At 43.1% G+C, this 18,361-nt stretch carries 20 protein-coding genes and 1 riboswitch; of the genes, 3 read left to right on the top strand and 17 right to left on the bottom strand.

Going from position 1 to position 18,361, the window contains the following annotated elements:
* Window positions 1–114: 114 nt before the first annotated feature.
* From K6969_RS01400 to comGA, 13 genes are all read right to left on the bottom strand, one after another.
* Window positions 115–255: a putative holin-like toxin gene (locus K6969_RS01400; RefSeq protein ID WP_099875943.1), complete on the bottom strand. Its 141-nt coding sequence runs from the start codon at window positions 253–255 to the stop codon at window positions 115–117.
* 181 nt (window positions 256–436) lie between these two features.
* Window positions 437–3,058 (bottom strand): SEC10/PgrA surface exclusion domain-containing protein, encoded by a 2,622-nt coding sequence (locus K6969_RS01395; protein WP_321537438.1) that lies wholly within the window; start codon window positions 3,056–3,058, stop codon window positions 437–439.
* 180 nt (window positions 3,059–3,238) lie between these two features.
* Window positions 3,239–4,495 (bottom strand): bifunctional folylpolyglutamate synthase/dihydrofolate synthase, encoded by a 1,257-nt coding sequence (locus tag K6969_RS01390; RefSeq protein WP_171942930.1) that lies wholly within the window; start codon window positions 4,493–4,495, stop codon window positions 3,239–3,241.
* Window positions 4,496–4,548: 53 nt separating this feature from the next.
* Window positions 4,549–5,100, bottom strand: a complete 552-nt coding sequence (locus K6969_RS01385; protein WP_171942931.1) for a folate family ECF transporter S component — start codon at window positions 5,098–5,100, stop codon at window positions 4,549–4,551.
* 44 nt (window positions 5,101–5,144) lie between these two features.
* A riboswitch (THF riboswitch) is annotated at window positions 5,145–5,289 on the bottom strand.
* Between the two features lie 125 nt (window positions 5,290–5,414).
* Complete coding sequence (locus K6969_RS01380; protein ID WP_171942932.1) at window positions 5,415–6,602, bottom strand: acetate kinase; 1,188 nt, start codon at window positions 6,600–6,602, stop codon at window positions 5,415–5,417.
* Window positions 6,603–6,652: 50 nt separating this feature from the next.
* Window positions 6,653–7,606: a class I SAM-dependent methyltransferase gene (locus tag K6969_RS01375; RefSeq protein ID WP_029173992.1), complete on the bottom strand. Its 954-nt coding sequence runs from the start codon at window positions 7,604–7,606 to the stop codon at window positions 6,653–6,655.
* Between the two features lie 56 nt (window positions 7,607–7,662).
* Window positions 7,663–8,190, bottom strand: a complete 528-nt coding sequence (gene comGG, locus K6969_RS01370) for a competence type IV pilus minor pilin ComGG (protein WP_029173991.1) — start codon at window positions 8,188–8,190, stop codon at window positions 7,663–7,665.
* The gene (comGF, locus tag K6969_RS01365; protein WP_029173990.1) at window positions 8,168–8,602 is read right to left on the bottom strand and encodes a competence type IV pilus minor pilin ComGF; all 435 of its coding nucleotides are present in this window, start codon (window positions 8,600–8,602) and stop codon (window positions 8,168–8,170) included. The genes comGG and comGF overlap by 23 nt, the downstream gene beginning before the upstream one ends.
* Window positions 8,589–8,882, bottom strand: a complete 294-nt coding sequence (gene comGE, locus K6969_RS01360) for a competence type IV pilus minor pilin ComGE (RefSeq protein ID WP_024376294.1) — start codon at window positions 8,880–8,882, stop codon at window positions 8,589–8,591. The genes comGF and comGE overlap by 14 nt, the downstream gene beginning before the upstream one ends.
* Window positions 8,854–9,261 (bottom strand): competence type IV pilus minor pilin ComGD, encoded by a 408-nt coding sequence (gene comGD, locus K6969_RS01355; protein ID WP_171942938.1) that lies wholly within the window; start codon window positions 9,259–9,261, stop codon window positions 8,854–8,856. The genes comGE and comGD overlap by 29 nt, the downstream gene beginning before the upstream one ends.
* Entirely contained in the window at window positions 9,242–9,523 is a 282-nt protein-coding gene (comGC, locus tag K6969_RS01350) for a competence type IV pilus major pilin ComGC (RefSeq protein WP_171942939.1), read from the bottom strand. The genes comGD and comGC overlap by 20 nt, the downstream gene beginning before the upstream one ends.
* Before the next feature lies 1 nt (window position 9,524).
* Window positions 9,525–10,562, bottom strand: a complete 1,038-nt coding sequence (gene comGB / locus K6969_RS01345) for a competence type IV pilus assembly protein ComGB (protein ID WP_253911821.1) — start codon at window positions 10,560–10,562, stop codon at window positions 9,525–9,527.
* On the bottom strand, window positions 10,474–11,424 hold the full coding sequence (comGA, locus tag K6969_RS01340) for a competence type IV pilus ATPase ComGA (RefSeq protein ID WP_171942940.1): 951 nt from the start codon (window positions 11,422–11,424) through the stop codon (window positions 10,474–10,476). The genes comGB and comGA overlap by 89 nt, the downstream gene beginning before the upstream one ends.
* Before the next feature lie 85 nt (window positions 11,425–11,509).
* On the opposite strand from comGA, the gene K6969_RS01335 reads away from it, so the two are divergent.
* Both K6969_RS01335 and K6969_RS01330 read left to right on the top strand, forming a co-directional pair.
* The gene (locus K6969_RS01335) at window positions 11,510–12,478 is read left to right on the top strand and encodes a S66 peptidase family protein (RefSeq protein ID WP_321537437.1); all 969 of its coding nucleotides are present in this window, start codon (window positions 11,510–11,512) and stop codon (window positions 12,476–12,478) included.
* Between the two features lie 104 nt (window positions 12,479–12,582).
* Entirely contained in the window at window positions 12,583–13,959 is a 1,377-nt protein-coding gene (locus tag K6969_RS01330) for an IS1182 family transposase (protein ID WP_414820583.1), read from the top strand.
* A 98-nt stretch (window positions 13,960–14,057) separates the two neighbouring features.
* Here K6969_RS01330 and K6969_RS01325 read toward each other — a convergent pair whose 3' ends face one another.
* From K6969_RS01325 to K6969_RS01310, 4 genes are read right to left on the bottom strand one after another with little or no spacing between them, the layout of a single operon-like run.
* Entirely contained in the window at window positions 14,058–15,413 is a 1,356-nt protein-coding gene (locus K6969_RS01325; RefSeq protein ID WP_044760036.1) for a PTS sugar transporter subunit IIC, read from the bottom strand.
* Window positions 15,413–15,754 carry a PTS lactose/cellobiose transporter subunit IIA gene (locus K6969_RS01320; RefSeq protein WP_044760035.1) on the bottom strand — a complete coding sequence of 114 codons (342 nt, stop codon included), beginning with the start codon at window positions 15,752–15,754 and terminating at the stop codon, window positions 15,413–15,415. Before K6969_RS01320 ends, K6969_RS01325 begins: the two co-directional genes overlap by 1 nt.
* Window positions 15,755–15,757: 3 nt before the next feature.
* A complete protein-coding gene (locus K6969_RS01315; protein ID WP_044760034.1) occupies window positions 15,758–16,078 on the bottom strand; it encodes a PTS sugar transporter subunit IIB in 321 nt (106 codons plus the stop codon).
* A gap of 8 nt (window positions 16,079–16,086) precedes the next feature.
* Window positions 16,087–16,980, bottom strand: coding sequence for a PEP phosphonomutase (locus K6969_RS01310; RefSeq protein WP_029173980.1), 894 nt, complete (start codon window positions 16,978–16,980; stop codon window positions 16,087–16,089).
* A 173-nt stretch (window positions 16,981–17,153) separates the two neighbouring features.
* Between K6969_RS01310 and K6969_RS01305 the strand changes: the two genes are divergently transcribed.
* Complete coding sequence (locus K6969_RS01305) at window positions 17,154–18,338, top strand: ROK family transcriptional regulator (protein ID WP_171942977.1); 1,185 nt, start codon at window positions 17,154–17,156, stop codon at window positions 18,336–18,338.
* Window positions 18,339–18,361: the final 23 nt, after the last annotated feature.

The raw sequence follows: 18,361 nt of genomic DNA, 5'->3' as shown, positions 1-18,361 counted from the left end.
TAAAAATGGAAAAAGAGCTGGACGGCAATCCAGCTCCGAATGTAGAACCGTTAAAAAGACGGTGGCTCGTATTACAGATTTAATCCGTCCTACTCGCGCAAAAGTGGGGACGGGTTATTTTTTGTCTTCATCTTTGAAGATTTTATAGCCCAAACCAATCAAAGCAACTGTGAAACCACCGAAACTTAAAATCGTCTGCACAACTTCAAAAGCTGTCAAAAGAACGCTCCTCCTTTCCGTCAGATTTTGATGAATTGCCCATAGGCATCACCTCACTTTCAGAAAATCAAGAGCTACCGTCTTCACTTTTCTACTCATCTAGTGTATCATATTTCATCCCTAAAAATTGTTGGAATAGCGTAGTCTTTCCGAAATTTTTAGCAATCCAAAAAATCTTCCTACTATCTTTAGTAAGAAGATTTTTTATATTGACTACCTATCCTTGTTTGCGTCTTCTTGCACTTGCAAGACCAAGACTAGATAATACTGCCACACCTGCGAGTGCCAACAAACTTGTTTGCTCCCCTGTGTTTGGCAAGGCCTTAGCACGGTCTACACGTGAGTAAGTAATACCTCGTGGTGTGACGGTGACACCTGCTTGTGGGTTTGTCACCACAACCTTACCGTCAACAACTGTTACATCTTGACCTTTGGTAATAGCGTCTTTGACTGCATCTACGTCAATAGCTGGTTTTTCAGCAGCAGTTGGTGCATCTTTTGGTACTGCAACAATTGTTCCGTCTGGAAGTGTTGCGATTACATTGTCTTTTGCTTTGTCTTCAAGGTCTTTGAGTTTGTCGTACTCTGCTTGGAGTTCAGCTAGTTTAGCTTGTTCTTCAGCTAGTTTAGCAGTAACAGTTTCAAGTTTGTCTTGTGCAGTTTTAGCTTTAGCTTGTGCTTCAGTTAGAGCAGCTTGTTTTGCTGTGAGAGTTGCTTGTGCGTCAGCAAGAATTGCAGGAGCATTCAAGTAACCGTTCAATTCTTCAGCAAGTGCCTTAGCTTCTTCAACCAAGCGGTCTTTTTCTGCAAGGAGTGCATCACGTTCTTTGTTCAAGCTATCAAGGGTTGCTTGTTGTGTTGCAAGGTTAGCTTGAGCTGTTTTAAGAGCTTCAGCTTTTGCGGTTGCAGTAGCTTGTGCTGTAGCAAGTTCAGCTTTAGCAGTGTCAAGAGCTGCTTTCTTTTCAGCAAGATTTGCTGAGAAGTTGTCAACAGCCTTTTGAGCGTCAGCTTTACGAGTTTCAGCATTTTGCAAAGCAATAGTAGCAAGACGTAGGTTATTTTCTGCTACCTGTGTTTGAAGCGGTGTAGCAGTAGCATCAGCAAGGACTTTCTCAGCTTGAGTCTTCAATTCAAGTGCAGTTGCATAGTCTGAGCTTGCTTGAGTCAACTTAGCTTTTGCTTCATCAGATGCAGTTTGGGCCGCTGCAAGAGCTGCTTGAGCTTGAGTGAGTGCTGCTTGAAGTGTTGCTGGGTCATTTGGGTTGGAGATTTCAGTACCACCAGCTGTTTGGATAACGCTGATGATGTGAAGTTGACTATTTACTTTTACAACGTCAACACCGATATGATTACCTTTGAGGTTGTTTTTCAAGTGACCCCAGTTAGATGGAGCATCAGCAAATGTTTGTCCCATAATGGCATTGTACATTAGCTGTTTGAGGTCATACATTGTTACAGTATCAGTTGTTGAGTATACAGTTGAGATGTTTTCTCCAGTGTAGTCACCAGCGATGTGACCGTCTTGTGCAACAGATGTACCACGAGCAACGTACTTAGTACCTTGATTTTTAGCAGAATTCATTGCTGCGTCAGTAACTGTGATGTCTGAAATGCCAAGTTTTGTACGGATTTCAGTCAATACTTGAGCTGCATAAAGGCTTAATTTTTGTTGTTGGTCAACTGTGAGTTTACCAATTGCAACAACATCAGCTTTATCATCTTCACCAATCTTAGTTGAAGATTGTTCAATAGCAGTAGCACCTGAATCAGTCATAAAGTCTGAATCGCCTGACGCTTTATCAGCTTTGAATTGAGTCAAGTCTGCAATTGTAACAGTATCCACATTCGCAAGAGCGTCTGTTGCTGATTTGACAGCATGAGTAGCCTTGCTTACTGCGTCAGTTGTTGTTTTAACAGTATCTTGTGCAGTAGTCAATTTTGCTTTTGCTGTATCAACAGCGTCTGTTTTGACTGCAACGTCAGTTGTTGCTGCATCAATCTTAGCTTGACGGTCTGCGTCTGCCTTTTTAGCTGTATCAACGGCTGTAGTAGCAGTTGTAACATTATCTTGTGCTGTTTTGACGTCAGCTGTAGCTTGGTCAAGAGTTGCTTGAGCTTCAGCAAGACCAGTGCCAGAAATAGCGTCTTGTGCTGCTTTTACATCAGCTTCTTTAGCAGTGACATTAGCATCAGATGCGTCTTTTTCTGCTTGAGCAGTATCAACAGCAGTTTGAGCGTCTGCGACAGTTTGAGTTTGTGCTACGATTTCAGCGTTAACTTCATCTGTCTCAGTTGCGTTAGCAGCTTGGTCAGCAAGGTTAGCTGTTTGGTCAGCTTGGTTTGCAGCAATGTTTTCTGGTGTTGCGTTTACGGTATTTGCTTCAGCGTCTTTGACTGCTTGGGTTGCAGTATCAACGTCTGCTTGAGCAGTGGTAACGTCTTGGTTAGCTGCATCTGCATCAGCTTGAGCGTTAGTTGCATCTTGAGAAGTTGCATCAACAACAGCTTGTTGAGCATCAAGAGCTGGTTTGACATCAGCAGCAGTTTTAAGTGCTTCGACAGCAGTAGTTTCCGCGGCTGGTGCTTCAGTTGTAACTGGAGCTTCAACAGTTGATGTTGTCAATGATGCTTGAGCTTCTTCATAAGAAGAGTAAGTTCCATTTGGTTCAGATTTTACAATTTCGCCTGTGGCGTGGTTAACAGTTTGCCACTCACCAGTCACACGGTTTAAGAAAATACCATATTGTGTGTCTGCTGATACGGTAGACGCACCAACGGTTGCAAGGGTGATGGCAGTAGTTGCCGCGATTGTGCCATATATATACTTGTTCTTTTTCATTTTTTCCTCCTGATGAGCTAATAGGAAGGGCTTGGCCGAAGTGTCAAGCCCTGCTATACTAGTATAGCAGGGCTTGGCCGAAGTGTCAAGCCCTGCTATACTAGTATAGCAGGGCTTTTGTCAAGTATTTTGCATGATTTTTAAGAATTTTGTCAAAAATTTTTGGGAAAAATTTTAATATCAGAATAACTTTTCTAAAACATACTTCCTCACATGGGTAATAAAATATAGCGAGCCTGTAATCAGGTAGAGTTTTTTGAGATTGTCCAAGTCCGCCTGCTCCAACCACTCTTGATAGGTCTGAACTCGTTCATAGCCTGACGGATAATCTTCTAACTGTACCGCTCTGAAATCGTCAAAAGTCGTAACGCTAACAGGTCCAAATTGACTGAGCTGGGACAACATCTGGTCCACAGGCTTGGTATTGATGGCTGCAAAGAGGATTTCAATATCCCTGTCAGCATACTTTTCTTCCAAGAGCTGGGTCAGGACGGCGATACTTTCATTATTGTGGGCTCCATCAATCATGAGGTTCGGTCTTATCAACTCTAAACGGCCCGGCCAGATGGCTTGGGACAAGCCCTGGCGGATGGTTTCATCGGTAATCTTTGGAAAATCAGGGCTGATGAGCTGAGCTGTGGTCACTGCCAAGGCTGCATTGACCTCTTGGTGACGGCCCTGCATCTGTAGCCTCAAATCCTCAACTCGATCGAAGAGACTTGAAACCGCAAAGCCTGCTCTGCTATTTTCCAAAAGAATCTCCCGCCCCACCGCATAGGTTGGACTCTGAAGCTGACGAGCCTGCTCCTCAAAAACTGCCACCACTTCTGGCTGGTCGGTCGCATAGAGGAGGGGAACCCGCTCACGCAAGACAGCAACCTTGTGACGGGCTATAGCAGCATGAGTCTCCCCTAAAAAGGATTGATGGTCTAGACCAATAGAGGGGCACACTACCGCCAATGGACTTAAGACATTCGTGGCATCCAGTAAACCGCCCATGCCTGCCTCCACCAAGAGAATATCGGGACGCTGGTAGTGAGCAAAATAGACAAACATAGCCACTACAACAATCTCAAACTCTGAGATGGCGTCTAGTTCTGCTGTCTGGTCCAAGTCCTCAATCAAGGGTTGCAAGTCTGTCACAATCCTCGCAAAATCCTCCTCCGAAATCATCTCCTGCTGGTAGACAATCTGCTCTCGGAAATCGATAATGGACGGCGAGGTAAAACGACCAACGGTGTAACCCGAAGACCGTAAGATCGACTGCAAGGCGCTGAGGGTCGAGCCCTTGCCATTTGTCCCTACGAAGTGAACGGTCGGCACTTGAAGCTGGGGATTGTCCAAGCGTTCCAAAATCCAGTTGACACGTGCAACGCCGTTTTCTAAATCTGATGCAGGACGACTAGATAGCCACTGCCTCATTTCTAAATAATTCATGTTTCCCTCTCTATAAAAAGCAACAGGGGGATGACCTGTTGCTAGATACTGTTTTATTTAATGCCCATTAACTTAGCCAATTCAGGTATTTTTTGTAAACTTGGTAAGACAAGCATAGTCACGACAATGCGTAATGGAATTTCAAAAACTGCCTTAATCAAGCGACTGCTATACAGAACAATCCAAGGTGTTCCAAAATGGAAATGGAAGGCAAGCGGTGTCATGATAAAGGAAATTACAACCTGAATCAAGACAACAACCCCTGCAACATAGAGCCAATCAGCCTTGTTCTTGGTGTCTAGCGGTTTTCGATAGAAGAACCAGCCATAGATAAAAGCCGATACCGCCTCAATCAAAATCCAAGTGAAGAGGACAGTTTGCCCGCTAAACAAGACAAATATTGGGTCTGAAATCGCCGCAAAGACGGCTGCCCAAATCGGACCTGCAATAGCTCCCAAAATAGTATTGGGAATGAAGGTAAACTGAACCTGTAAAGTATCAGAAATCCGAATAGAGAAATAGTTCTCCACAATCATGACCAAGGCAAGGGTCATCGCAATAGCAGCCAACAGCTGCACCGTTAGTTTTGGAATTTTCTTTTCCATAAAAAATGCTCCTTTTTCAAAAAATGGAGCTGTCGTGTGTATTCGACAGCGGATGCAATGGTTTACCGCGCTACTCTCAGCCAGGACCAATGTTCCTACTCTAGGAGACATCAGATGCAAGCAAAGATCAGCTTCGTTATGTGGCAACATCCCATCCACATACACTTGACGCAAACCATCTACTCTGTGCAAATTTCTTTGCTAGTCTATTGTATCACACACTATATATTTTGACCACTTGCTAAAAACTATACCTTTCTAAAGGTATAAACTATAAGAGAAACTGGCAGTCTCCGACTACCAGTTAGTTTTTCTTATTTCAAACGTTCCACTTCACGCGCAATAACCAATTCTTCATCCGTTGGAATAACCAAGACACGAACTTTTGATTCTGCCGTTGAAATGTCACCATAGTTGCCAAATACATTTTTTTCTGGATCCAACTCAATACCGAACCAAGACAAGCCTTCTGCTACGTCATTGCGCATAAGCGGTGCATTTTCACCCATACCTGCCGTGAAGACAATAGCATCTGCCCCATTTAAAACTGCAAGATACTGACCGATAAATTTCTTAATACGGTCAATGAAAATATTGTAGGCCAACACTGCATCTGGGTTCTTAGCTTCCAAACCTGATTCAATGTCACGCATATCACTTGAATAACCCGATACACCAAGCAAACCTGATTGTTTATTCAACATGTTAACAACATCCGCAGCGTCCTTCAACTCATCAACATTTGCAATCAAGTAAGGAATAATCGCTGGATCAATATCTCCCGAACGAGTTCCCATCATTGGACCAGCTAGAGGAGTGAAGCCCATAGAAGTGTCAACTGATTGACCGTGGTAGTTGGCAGTAATAGATACACCATTTCCGATGTGAGCCGTAATCAATTTTAATTCCTCAATCGGACGTCCCAATACTTTTGCTGCCTCATGCGCTACATAATAGTGACTAGTTCCGTGAGCTCCATACTTACGAACCTTGTGGTCGGTATAGTACTTTTGTGGAATCGGATAAAGATAGGCATGCTTTGGCATCGTAGTGTGAAAGGCTGTATCAAAAACAGCTACATTCAAAACTTCTGGTAGTACTTCCTCAAATGCACGAATTGCTGCTACGTGAGCAGGGTTATGAAGTGGTGCCAAAGCACTTAGTTCTTCAATTTGCTCAACCTCTTTTGGTCCAATAACAGCTGATTCTTTGAAAATCTCTCCACCTGCAACAACACGGTGTCCGATACCAGTAATTTCCTCGTAAGCAGCAATGATGTTGTGCTTAAGCAAGTCTTCTAGGAGAATCTTAACCGCAACCGTATGATTAGGAATATCTAAAACTTCACTTTCTTTCTTCCCATCATACTTAACTGTTGAGATGGAATCATTCAAACCGATGCGCTCAATAATCCCTGCCGCTAGCACTGTTTCTTCTGGCATTTGATAAAGTTGCCATTTCAGACTTGAACTACCTGCATTAATTGCAATTGTTTTTGACATATCGTTCCCCTTTTTAAAGCGTTTTCCTAACTAGTATAACAGATTTTTACTTAAATTGCATTCTCTTGCTTCCAATTTTTGAAATTGAGCATGAAGTTCTGAATAGCTTCTGGTTCTTGAAGACTTTGCAAGGGATAAACAAACGGCGTCAACGATCTTGCAGCTTTCTTTTGCAAGACAAAAATAGACTTGGCCATAGCAGCCTTCCCAAAGAGATTTGGTGGCAGGGCAATCATGGCAACAATATTGGCTTGCTCCTGTAACCAACCTTTCAGCAAATCGCTTTGCGGGCTAGTCAATAAATCATTTGGAGCCAACAAAATCGCAAAGCCATCTTTTTCCAGATATTTGAGGGATTGTTCCATGAGCAAATGATGGGCGTAGGTATGTTCATTTGAACTGGCAACCTGATAACGGCTGGCAATCTGATCATCTGGATAGTAGCCAATAGGCAAATCTCCCAAAATTACTTGACTTTCCTTCAAAATCTGCGGACGTACCGCATCTCCCTGAGCAAAAGAAATATCTGCCTGCATGACATCCGCAATACTTGCCGACAAATCAATCAAGAGGTCATCCACTTCGATCCCCAAGTAATCCAATTCTTTCTGGCTGGCGTTGAGAATGGTCTGAGCTAGATTGCCTGTCCCCGAACCAATTTCCAGAACCGTCACCTTTTGAGTCGGCACCAATTGGTCTACTAGAAAAGATAGGATAAATCCGATAGAGTCTGGTGTGAACTGGTGATTGTACTGCATGGGTTCAGTCTGATTGGCCTTGATGAGCAGGAATTGGTAGGCACGACGCCATTCTTCCTTGGTTAAATCTAGTTGTTTCAAGGTCTTGTTATTATTGATAATAAGGTCCGTCTCATGCTGATCAGCTACGTAAGCAGCATTTTGCTCAATCATGGCATCATAGATATTGGTACCTAGCTGGTTTTGGATAGTCTGTACGTTTTCTAATAGCAGGTCGTAAGCCTGTTCGATCTTTTCAAAATTCATACTCCTATCTTATCAAAATTTCACAGACTTTGCACCAAAAAGGAGAGCAAGTCAACTCACCCTCCTTCTGATGATAGCCCCAAAGGAAATTGATAGGTATACAGACCATCACTTGTTAACTCAACTGTAACCAATAGTTGGTCTCCTTTAAGTTGATAACGAGCCTGACCCTCCTGAAAAGTGACCGCTCCCTTATCTTCTATTGGTTTGCTTTCCACGTTTTGAGTTGATGATGTGTCAACTGATTTTGTAGTTGGTTCTGGCTTAGTGCTTGTTGTTTCTTGTACCTCCCCTTCTTCCTTAATATTAGCTGTTTCACTAGCAGCTGCTTCAACTTCCTTCTGTTGTTCTGTTTGACTTGCTACCTTCTTGTCAATTGCTTGACGCTCCTGCAAGTCTTCTTCAACTTGTTCCAAGACCATCTGAGCCATGATATAGGCTGTCGCTTCTTGCTTAGCTACTTGAGCTATTTGACTTTCAGCCTCTTGGCGGTGGAGATAAAACTGAAGCAAGAGACTAAAAACCGCCAACATCAAAAGGGCATAGAGCAGGATACCCGCCTTAACTTTTTTCTTTAAAAGCATAGATAAAGGTCCGCTCCTCTCCGTTTTTAAAGCTAAAGTCGATACGCACCAGCTGGTTTTCTTGAGAAATAGCTGCGCTGTCTACTTGATAAATCATGGGCTGATAGCCCTGTCCCCTGTCATTTGTTTTCCGAAAATCATCCGACCGTGACTTGCCAAAGGCTAAAGCCTGTTCGCCTTTGTTGACATAGACCTTGCCATTTTCAACCTTGACCAATTCAGCCTGGTCCCACTCCGACCGCAATTGACTAGAGAAGACCAACCATTCCTTTTGAACAGTCTGACCTTGGTAATGCGCCTCTTGAACCAACAGTTTTGACAAGCTTTCAAAGACCAGAAGACTTCCTGATAGGATGACTAAGGCTACCAAGCATTCCAGGAGAGTAAAAGCAGGAATTTTACTTTTTAACAACTGATAGAACCTCCTTTCCCTCGTGGAAAACAATAATCTCATCCGCAGTTCGTTGAACCTGAACTGTAACACCGTTTAAGGCTAGGTTATCTTGCCCGGTCTGAACAGCCATCTGTGCTAGATTGAGAACCTCCTGTTGTTCCAATTCCCAAGCCTGTCGCCTGCGACCTGCATCCACAGCTGATAAAATCAAGCTACAAATGGTCACCAAGGTAGCTAGGGCTACCAGACTTTCGAGCAAAATATAAGCCTTATTCTTCTGTTTTCTTATAGCGACCACTCCCTATATATAATTGATACGTGACTGTCTTTCGACTAAGCCGAAAACGAATTTTGGTCAGGGAAGAATTTCCTCCATTTTCTTCAAATTTGATATTTTTCTCCTCCAAGACCTCTACATTTCCGGGTACCTCTACAGCCTGATAACCATTTGTAACCTCCTGTCCACCGATAGCAAGGTTCACTTTTTGATGGGAACTGGCTGCCAATTTCTGACTGTCTTTATAGATGGCCTCAAATTCCCAGAGAAAAATTTCTTCCTGAACAGACCGAAAGACCGTTTGTACCGTTCCTGATAAGGAAACAGCTAAAAAACTGACAACAAACAAGGTCAGCAGGCTTTCAAACAGGGTAAAAGCCTTATTTTTTCGCCTTAGCATACTCTTCCGCTTGTTTTTCAGTAATATAGCCATCCGCTTGCAAGTCTGCTACCGTAGCTTCCTTGTCATGTTCCAATTCATAGAGTTCCATTTGACTCTCCACCACTTTGATAACAGCCGCATTCCCCTTCTTCTGAATAGCATCCTTCTGCTGGCTCAAATTTGGCACAAAAATGAGCAAGAGCAGGCTAATAATACCCAAAACAACTAACATTTCCACCAGAGTGAAAGCTTTTACCTTCATTTCAATTAATTTTTTCATTTTATAACTCCATATTTTGATAAATTGGCAGCAACATGGCTGCGTAGATAAGAACGACCATTAAGGCCACAAAGAGAAAGACCAGCGGTTGAATCAGCTGCATGGCTCTATTGACCCGAGAGAAGAAATCCTCCCAACACTCAGCCGCATAAACTGTCAACTCGCTACCTAACTTGGACTTGACCTGACCATACTCGGCAATCAAACTCAGCTCCCACTTAAAAAAGGCGTAGGTCTTAATGTGTTCGTGAAAGCTCTGACCATTGGAAAGCGACTGCTCCAGGTCCTGGCCAATCTCCCGAAAGAGCTGCGATTGCTGCGATTGCATCAAGCTCACAATCTGCGGCAGGTCCAAGCCTTGCCCAATCAAACTCCCCCACTCCCTGGCGTAATAGGCCGTCAGATAGATTTGGATGAGTTTTCCGAAAAATGGCAGAGCTGCCAAGCGGGAAAAGACCTTGATTTTGTTGGTTTTGCGAAACCAAACCATACCAGCTAAGACCACCACCAAACTAAGTCCACAGAGGGATAGAAAGATAGTCGGCAGATGATTAATTAGCATAGTCGCTGCATTACCTTCTTCCAACTGGGGCAGAAGATAGTTTTTCAAGCCTAGCATAATCAAAAGCAGAAAACCAAGCAAGATTACCGGATAGGTCGCCACCTCAATCAGCTTTTTACGAACCTTGCTGACATTTTCCAGATAGGACTGGATATGGCTCAAACTCAGGCTGGTATTACCATGAACTTCTGCCAGAGCCACCTGTGTGACCACCGCATCTGAAAACCGCAAATCCGCCAGCAAACTTGAAAAGGGCTTCCCTGCAAGAAGGCCATTCGACAAAACCTGAGTGTAAGGATCTGCTAAAAGCTGACTACGTTTGAGGAAATCAACAATCTCCCCCAGATGAAAACCACTAGCAAAGAGATTGTTAAACAGTTCAATGACCTTACGCTGGCGAGCCAAGGGCAATTTTTTCTGTTTCTGCCTGCCGAAGACTGATATGTCCTGCTGCAAAAAGGCGATCAATTTGTTCATTCCACTGGTTTGCGGAATGGTTTTGGTAGTCTCCATTTGCAAAATCCACTACACCTCCTCCCCCGATTAATCGTTGATAGGCAATTCCTTGAAGGGCATTATTTAACTCTTCAGGGCTGACCCCCAATTCCAACATACGAGCATAGACACCCGAAATAGACCTTGCATGCACCGTTGAGAAGACAGTCGCACCTGTCAGACTGGCTCGAATGACTGCTCGAGCCGTTTCTGCATCCCGAATTTCACCGATGATGAGCAGGTCCGGTCGATGACGCAGGGATAATTTTATCAAATTGTCGTAGGTGGCTCCGATGGCTTCATTGAGCTGGAGTTGCAGCATGTCCTCCTGCTTGATTTCGACAGGATCCTCGATGGTCAAAATCTGCTTGTCTGGGAATTTCAGCCTGGCAAGATGGTACATAAGTGTGGTCTTACCAGAGCCGACTGGACCCGAAAAAAGGTAGAGCCCTCGTCCCTTGATTTCTTCTGCAAGCCGCTCGGCCGCCTCAAACCAGAACTTGAGTTCCTTGTCATTGTCATAGAGCAGGCGGATAACCAGACTTTCCTTGCCACGATAATCACCGACAGTTGATAAGCGAAGTGAAATCTCTCCGCTCCCATAATCATAGTCACAGGAACCCTGCTGGCTACGGCGTTTTTCACCAACATTTAAACCTGCTAAAAACTTGAAATGGCTGATGATGGCTGTTACTTCCTCCTCAGCCACGTCTTGCACAAACTCCCGCTCGTCCATGATACGATGGTAGACTTGGTAACACTCACCTCGAGGAACTAGATAGATGTCACTGACCCTATCTGCCACCGCCTCTTCAATCATCTTTCTTGCTTTTTCTTGAATCATACAACCTCCTCACCCTATCAATTCGTAAGGAGACTTGATTTTCCATACTTTTTTGTTAAAATAATAAAAAAGCTTGGAGGTTCCTATGAAAAAATTAAAAAAAGGCGACCATATTCGCATTGTCAGTCCTTCTTCATCTATTGAAAGAATTGGTGGTTTTGAGGCCAATCTAGCTGCCAAGGAAAAATTGGAAGACCTGGGATTCAAACTCTCCTTTTCAGAACATTATTTTGAAAATGATATGTTCGATTCAGCTCCGATTGCCAGTCGTGTTGCGGACTTGGAGGCGGCTTTTGCGGATGAGTCGGTCGATGCCATTATGACAACCATTGGCGGTTTCAACTCTAACGAACTGCTGCCTTATCTGGATTTTGATTTGATTGCACAAAATCCGAAAATTTTCTGTGGTTATTCGGATACGACCGCCCTACTCAATGCCATCTATGCCAAAACGGGTATGGAAACCTATATGGGTCCAGCTTATTCTAGCTTCAAAATGGTGCAAGCCCAAGAGTATCAAACAGAAGCCTGGCTCAAGGCTGTGACACAAGACTCCTATGATCTGACACCGAGTCCTGAATGGTCTAGCGACGCTTGGTACCTACCAGACGCCTCTCGCACCTTTTACCCAACAGAATGGAAAGTCTACAATCCGGGCCAAGCCTCTGGTATTGCCATCGGCGGAAACATCTCCACCCTCAACCTGCTGACTGGGACAGAGTTCGCACCCAGACCAGACAAATATATTCTATTTTTAGAAGAGGCGGAAGATGATGATTACCTGATTATTGCTCGTCACTTGACTGCTCTTCTACAAGCCTATCCTAATCCGCAAGCGGTCGTCTTTGGGCGTTTTCCAAAGGAAACCAAGATGACTGAGGAGATTCTGCTGGCGATTTTGGACAAACATCCTATTCTCAAAAAAGTTCCTGTGCTCTACGATTTGGACTTTGCCCATACCCAACCTCTGTTTACCATTACCATTGGTGCTCAGGTGGAGCTGGATAGCCAGACCATGATCCTGCATTTTAAGACAACAAAAAGCTCGGATTAACCGAGCTTTCAGACTGAAGACAAAGTCCTTAGAATTGATTTTCTAAGGGCTTTTCTTCGTATTTAGGAGTATAATATAAGAAAAAGGACTTATGAGGTTCTCCTATGCTACACAAAGAAAAACCTGACTATAACCGCAATCAGTACGGTTTCTATACCCTTGACCAGCTTGTGCCTGCAGATCATTTCCTGCGCCAAGTGGAAGCTGTGATTGACTTCGACTTCATTTATGACCTAGTAGAAGATACCTATTCGTCTGATAATGGTCGTCCTAGTCTTGACCCTGTCATGTTAGTTAAAATTCCTCTGATTCAGTGCTTTTATGGTATTCGTTCCATGCGTCAGACCATCAAGGATATTGAAGTGAACACTGCCTATCGCTGGTTTCTTGGTTTAACCCTAGATGACAAGGTGCCTCACTTCACGACATACGGCAAAAATTATTCCCGTCGCTTTCAAGAGAAAGGGTTGATTGAGTCCATTTTCAAGCATATTCTTGGGCTGTGTATCAATGCAGGCCTGATTGACCCGACGGAGATTTTCATAGACGGAACTCATATTAAAGCTGCGGCCAATAATCGTAAGTTTATCAACCAAGAGGTGGAAAAGCAGGCCAAATTCATGAGTGAACAGCTGGAAATCGAAATTAATCAAGATCGGGTAAAGCACGGAAAAAAGCCGCTCGGGCCCGCCAAAGAGCCAGAGCCCATCGCTAAGAAAATCTCCACAACCGACCCAGAAAGTGGCTGGTTCCACAAAGGTGATCATAAGGAAGTTTTCGCTTATTCTGCCCAAGTTGCCTGTGATAAGTATGGCTGGGCACTTGCTTATAGTGTTGAGGCTGGTAATATCCATGACAGTCAGGCTTTTCCTGCACTTTTCGCCAAGCTTGAACCCTTGAAACCAGAGTATATCATTGCAGATTCGGGCTATAAAACTCCCAGTATTGCCAAGTTTCTAATTGATAAGGAAATCACTCCTGTCCTTCCCTACACCCGTCCTCGTGGGAAGAAGGGACAACTTCGTCCTAAAGATTTTGTCTATGACGAACACTTCGATTGTGTCCTGTGTCCTGAACATCAGACCTTGACCTATCGCACGACTACCCGAGAAGGCTACCGAGAATACAAAAGTGATCCAGCAATTTGTGCCAACTGTCCCCTATTATCAGTATGTACGACCAGTAAGAACCATCAAAAAGTTGTCACGCGGCATATTTGGAAGGAGTATTTGGAACAGTGCGAGGATATTCGTCATCAAAGAGGGATGAAGGAACTCTATCAACATCGGAAAGAGACGATTGAATGGCTATTTGGCACAGCCAAGGAATACCATAATCTGCGCTACACGAGGGAAAAAGGCAAGTCCAAAATGGAGGATAAGATTGGACTGACTTTGGCGTGCTTAAATCTCAAAAAACTAGTTAAAAGGATGGCAAGAAGGCCTTTTTATTTTGTCCAGATGGGGTGGTTTCAGCATTAAAACAGCCATTTTTCTCTAAAAACAGTAAAAAAGACAAACACCAAAACGATGTTTGTCTGCAATCTGAAAGCTCGGATTAACCGAGCTTTTTGTTGTCATTACAATTCTACTTGCTTGTCTGCCATTTTTACAAATGGGATATAGGTTAGTGTCCCTATTGCCAAACAAACAACCGAAAGAATAATCGAACGCCAATCGAATGCTGTCGAGAAGAAACCATACAATATCGGAGGCATAACCCAAGTAACATTTTGAGTTACAGGTGCAACCAAGCCCCAAGCAGATGCTAGATAAGCAACAGCTGTCATCAAGCAAGGGCCTAAAAGATATGGAATAAACATAATTGGGTTCAGAACTACAGGAAGGCCATAGTTTACCGGTTCGCCGATATTAAAGAGGACTGGTCCAAGTCCAAGTTTCGCAACTTCTCTATAATGTTTGTTCTTAGATACAATGAAAATCGCTAAGACAAGTGCTAATCCATCGAACCAAACATAGGCACCGAAGGAACCACTATTCCAGAAATATGGGATGGTCTCCCCTGCCTGATAAGCTTCTAAGTTGGCCAGCATAGCTACCCCAAATAGTCCCTCCATGACCGGGGCCAGTACATTTCCCCCATGAAGCCCAAAGAACCAGAATAGTTTATTAAGCAAGACAAGCAGAATAACTGCAAAGAAACTTTGTGACAAGCCCAAAAGTGGCACTTGTAAAACCTTATAAACCCATTCAATAAAGGTATCTTGACTTAACAAATTGAAGACGTAGGTGAAAATCCCCACAGCATACATAGCTAGGAAACCAGGAATAATGGACATAAATGGCTTGACAATACCTGGCGGAACAGAGTCTGGCAATTTGATGACCCATTGCTTATTCATGGCTTTACAGAAGATAACCGTTGCTAAAAATCCAATAAATATAGCTGTAAAATATCCCCTAGCATTGATTTGAGCCCCAGATAAAACACCACCAATTGTAACTGTCAGATTGGATCCTGATACCTCTAAACCAGCAACCCCTTCTACAATACTTGCTAAATCGACATCTCCAAGATTTTCTAACGTGAATGTCTTGGTAATGGAATTACCAATCGAAATGACAAAAGAAGCTAACGCAACCAAACCTGCCGAGGTAGTGTCTGTTTTATAAATTTTGGCAACATTCACACCTAAACAAAAGATAAAGAGTAAAGAAACAATTGGGATACTTCCCTTAAACACTAACCAGTTTATATCTACTAACCACTGGAATGTCTCTGTAATTTGAGGTATTCCAAACTGGTCTGGTAGGTCAACTAAAAAGGCATTGATCAGCAAAGCAATAGAACCTGTCATAATAACAGGCATGATTCCCACAAACGAGTCCCTAAGTGCCACTAAAAACTTCTGATTCCCAATCTTGGCTGCAATTGGTGTCAGCTTTTCCTGCAATCGATCCAAACTATTTTTCATCAGTCTGCCCTTTCTTTTTTATTGTTTTCTACAATTTCCTTCCGCAGAGCAATAATTTCCTTTGCTAAGTCAACAAAGCAGATACTGGTCATCAAATGGTCTTGACCATGAATCATCAGCAAACCAGTCTTCATTTCCTGACCCGACGCTTCTTGACTTAACAAGCTTGTCTGTACCTTGTGAGCTTGCAATAAAGCCTGTTCTGCTTGGGCAATTCGGGACTGAGCTACTGTAAAATCTTCCTCTTTTGCAGCAGTTATCGCCTCAAAAGCACAGCTTTTTGCCTCCCCACCATAGGCAATCAATGACATAATAACTTCTAATTCTGTTTCCTGATACATCTTTTATCCTCCTATTAAGGATTCCGCAGTTTCTAGGACCTTATCACCTCGCATCATTCCATAGTCAGTCATAGGAATCGCCACAACCGGAATCCCTAAAGGAGCTAGTTTTGCCTTGAATTCTGCTAACATATACCGAACTTGTGGCCCAAGCATGAGAATATCCACTGTTTTATCAGCAAGAATTTCTTCTGCTTCCATGGCAGATACAGCAAAAATTTCCCGTTCTAAAGCAGATGCTGTTGCCGCTTGTTGCATTTTAGTCACCAAAAGGCTGGTACTCATGCCCGCTGCACAGACTAGCATAATTGTCTTTTTCACTATCGTTCTCCTTATCGTTTGATTGAACGAGCCATACGCGATACGGTATGCCGAATACCTCTAATCGCCTTGCTCAGAGCGTAAATATTTTCAACCGGGGCTAGACCACCATAGCCTGCATCTCCTATATGCTGTATGTCCACTCCACACATTTTATTTTGAAGAGCAATCGTCTTAATCGTATCAGAATCCGAACTTTCCTGACTGGTTCCAATAGCACTCATAGCCAACCCTCCCTGTTGATGAACACGATTTACAATCAACCGCATTTCTTCTTCAGTAAGAGAAGGCACCGTACCAACAGCTGGAATGAGAATAATGTCTGCCCCAGCCGTTAAGAATTCTTCGGCCAAGTCTGGTGTCATCAATGTTTCACCAATACCCGCTCCATGCATTTTACCAGCGATAATCAAGCCAGAGAAAATAGTCCTTGCTTCTCTCAAGATTGCTCTAATGGTCTGGTTGCTGACACCCGAACCCGGGTTCCCTGTCAAACAGATAAAATCAAACCCCAGTTCCTCAGCCCTCTGAAGGCTTTCTACTGTTGCCTGACGCCCTTTGACGAGACAGTCTTTCTCCTCTTTCACGTAGCTTGCATCCACTGGTTCTAAATTGACCCCAATAGGACAGGCAACCAAGGAGCGTAACTCTGTCACAAATGTATCTGATACAGACCCCATTCCACTAACAAAAGGGGAAAACACATCAACTCCATTCAGCAGGATAAGATCTGCACCAAAAGCTCTAGCAATCTCTGCATTGGTTAAGTCATCAACGAATGCCTCGCGAAAGGCTACATTTTCCGATAATACTACTCTCCCTTCACTTTCCAAGATACTCTGTTTCAATTCTTTAGCAGACATCTTGATAATCTCCGAAGGATTAGCACTAATCAATCGTGTCATTGAACCCCCTCCTTTAATTATAATTTGAAATCAATTAATTGGTTTATTTTCTTTTCTTTGTTTTATTTAATTATATTTTATAATTTTTCAAAAAGATTGTCAATACATTTGCTATTTTTTTGATAATTTTTTATAATCAATTTATATCATCTGGTTAAGGAATTATTTTTTATATGCATTCAAAAAATCAATTAAAACTCCGTTCAAAAATTTTAGAACAAATTTATGTCCAGGGACCAATCTCCCGTATTGATATCGCAAAAAATACTTCAATAACACCTGCTACAACCAGCAGTATTACGGCCGACTTAATACGGGAAGGTTACATCAGGGAAATTGGTGAAGAAGAGACTTCGATTATCAAAGCGGGACGAAAAAAAATCCTTCTACGGGTTGAAGAGGATAAAGCATGCCTCATCGGCATTGAACTCTCTGAAAAATACTTGTCTATTGTGGCAACAGATAGCAAGGGAAATCTTCTGAGGGAACAGACTGTTACCTTGTCGAATAAAAGGATAAGAGAAGAAGGAAGCCAGCTAATCCTCGACCTCCTCCTCCCTTTTATTGATTCTCTACAAGAAAAAGCAAAGCTAATCGCAATCGGCATGGGCTTGCCAGGACGCTATCTTAATGATTTCCGCATCACAACCGACAATCCTCTCTGGAAACATTTTAACTTAAAAGTAGTAGCTGATGCACTTCCTTATCCTATTTATTTTTCGAACAATGTGAATTGTATGAGTTTAGCTCAGCGTCTATTCTTCAATCAAGGAAAAGATCTTAATTTTGTCTTCTTTCATTTTGGAAGAGGCATGCATTGCTCCTACATGTACAATGGAGCTATCTATGGCAAGCATAATAGTATTATTGGAGAAATCGGCCATACTGTTGTGCAACCCGATGGCGAACCGTGTTCCTGTGGTAAACGCGGTTGTCTCCAAACCTATGCAGGGGAAACTTGGCTTATCAAGAAAGCTCAACTTCTGTATCAAAACGCAGACCAGAGTTTATTACCAAATCTTGTTCAAGATCCAGAAGACATTCGCTTAGAAACCTTATTAACAGCTTACGAACTAGGGGATGTGGGTACTATACACCTACTCAATACCTCCTTGAAATATCTCGCACAGTCTATTTTGAACCTTAATATGCTCATTGATAGTCAGGTTATTTATCTACATAGCCCCCTCCTCCTGAATGAACAATTGGAAAGCCTCCTCAAACACCTTATCCACTTAGAACCAAAGGTACTAGCTACCCAAGAAACGCCCCCTGTCCACATTGTCCCGTATAGTGTTCTAACAGGTGCACGGGCCGCGACTGCCCTAGCTCTGTATAAAGGATTGCTAGAATATTAATCTCCACAATACAAAAAGCTCGG

Origin of the sequence: Streptococcus suis, assembly GCF_019856455.1 — a bacterium.
GTDB lineage: Bacteria > Bacillota > Bacilli > Lactobacillales > Streptococcaceae > Streptococcus > Streptococcus suis_AE.
The sequence above is the reverse complement of the archived record's forward strand: the minus strand, read 5'-3'. Positions and strand labels throughout refer to the sequence as shown.

Excerpts from the sequence above, each read along its gene's own strand:
- comGA (WP_171942940.1), bottom strand. The coding sequence starts at position 11,424 with ATGATTCAAGAAAAAGCAAGAAAGATGATTGAAGAGGCGGTGGCAGAT.
- K6969_RS01310 (WP_029173980.1), bottom strand. The coding sequence starts at position 16,980 with ATGACACGATTGATTAGTGCTAATCCTTCGGAGATTATCAAGATGTCT.
- K6969_RS01305 (WP_171942977.1), top strand. The coding sequence starts at position 17,154 with ATGCATTCAAAAAATCAATTAAAACTCCGTTCAAAAATTTTAGAACAA.
- K6969_RS01375 (WP_029173992.1), bottom strand. The coding sequence starts at position 7,606 with ATGAATTTTGAAAAGATCGAACAGGCTTACGACCTGCTATTAGAAAAC.
- K6969_RS01330 (WP_414820583.1), top strand. The coding sequence starts at position 12,583 with ATGCTACACAAAGAAAAACCTGACTATAACCGCAATCAGTACGGTTTC.
- K6969_RS01325 (WP_044760036.1), bottom strand. The coding sequence starts at position 15,413 with ATGAAAAATAGTTTGGATCGATTGCAGGAAAAGCTGACACCAATTGCA.
- K6969_RS01335 (WP_321537437.1), top strand. The coding sequence starts at position 11,510 with ATGAAAAAATTAAAAAAAGGCGACCATATTCGCATTGTCAGTCCTTCT.
- K6969_RS01385 (WP_171942931.1), bottom strand. The coding sequence starts at position 5,100 with ATGGAAAAGAAAATTCCAAAACTAACGGTGCAGCTGTTGGCTGCTATT.
- comGD (WP_171942938.1), bottom strand. The coding sequence starts at position 9,261 with ATGCTAAGGCGAAAAAATAAGGCTTTTACCCTGTTTGAAAGCCTGCTG.
- K6969_RS01320 (WP_044760035.1), bottom strand. The coding sequence starts at position 15,754 with ATGTATCAGGAAACAGAATTAGAAGTTATTATGTCATTGATTGCCTAT.
- comGG (WP_029173991.1), bottom strand. The coding sequence starts at position 8,190 with ATGCTTTTAAAGAAAAAAGTTAAGGCGGGTATCCTGCTCTATGCCCTT.
- K6969_RS01380 (WP_171942932.1), bottom strand. The coding sequence starts at position 6,602 with ATGTCAAAAACAATTGCAATTAATGCAGGTAGTTCAAGTCTGAAATGG.
- K6969_RS01390 (WP_171942930.1), bottom strand. The coding sequence starts at position 4,495 with ATGAATTATTTAGAAATGAGGCAGTGGCTATCTAGTCGTCCTGCATCA.
- K6969_RS01395 (WP_321537438.1), bottom strand. The coding sequence starts at position 3,058 with ATGAAAAAGAACAAGTATATATATGGCACAATCGCGGCAACTACTGCC.
- comGB (WP_253911821.1), bottom strand. The coding sequence starts at position 10,562 with ATGAACAAATTGATCGCCTTTTTGCAGCAGGACATATCAGTCTTCGGC.
- comGC (WP_171942939.1), bottom strand. The coding sequence starts at position 9,523 with ATGAAAAAATTAATTGAAATGAAGGTAAAAGCTTTCACTCTGGTGGAA.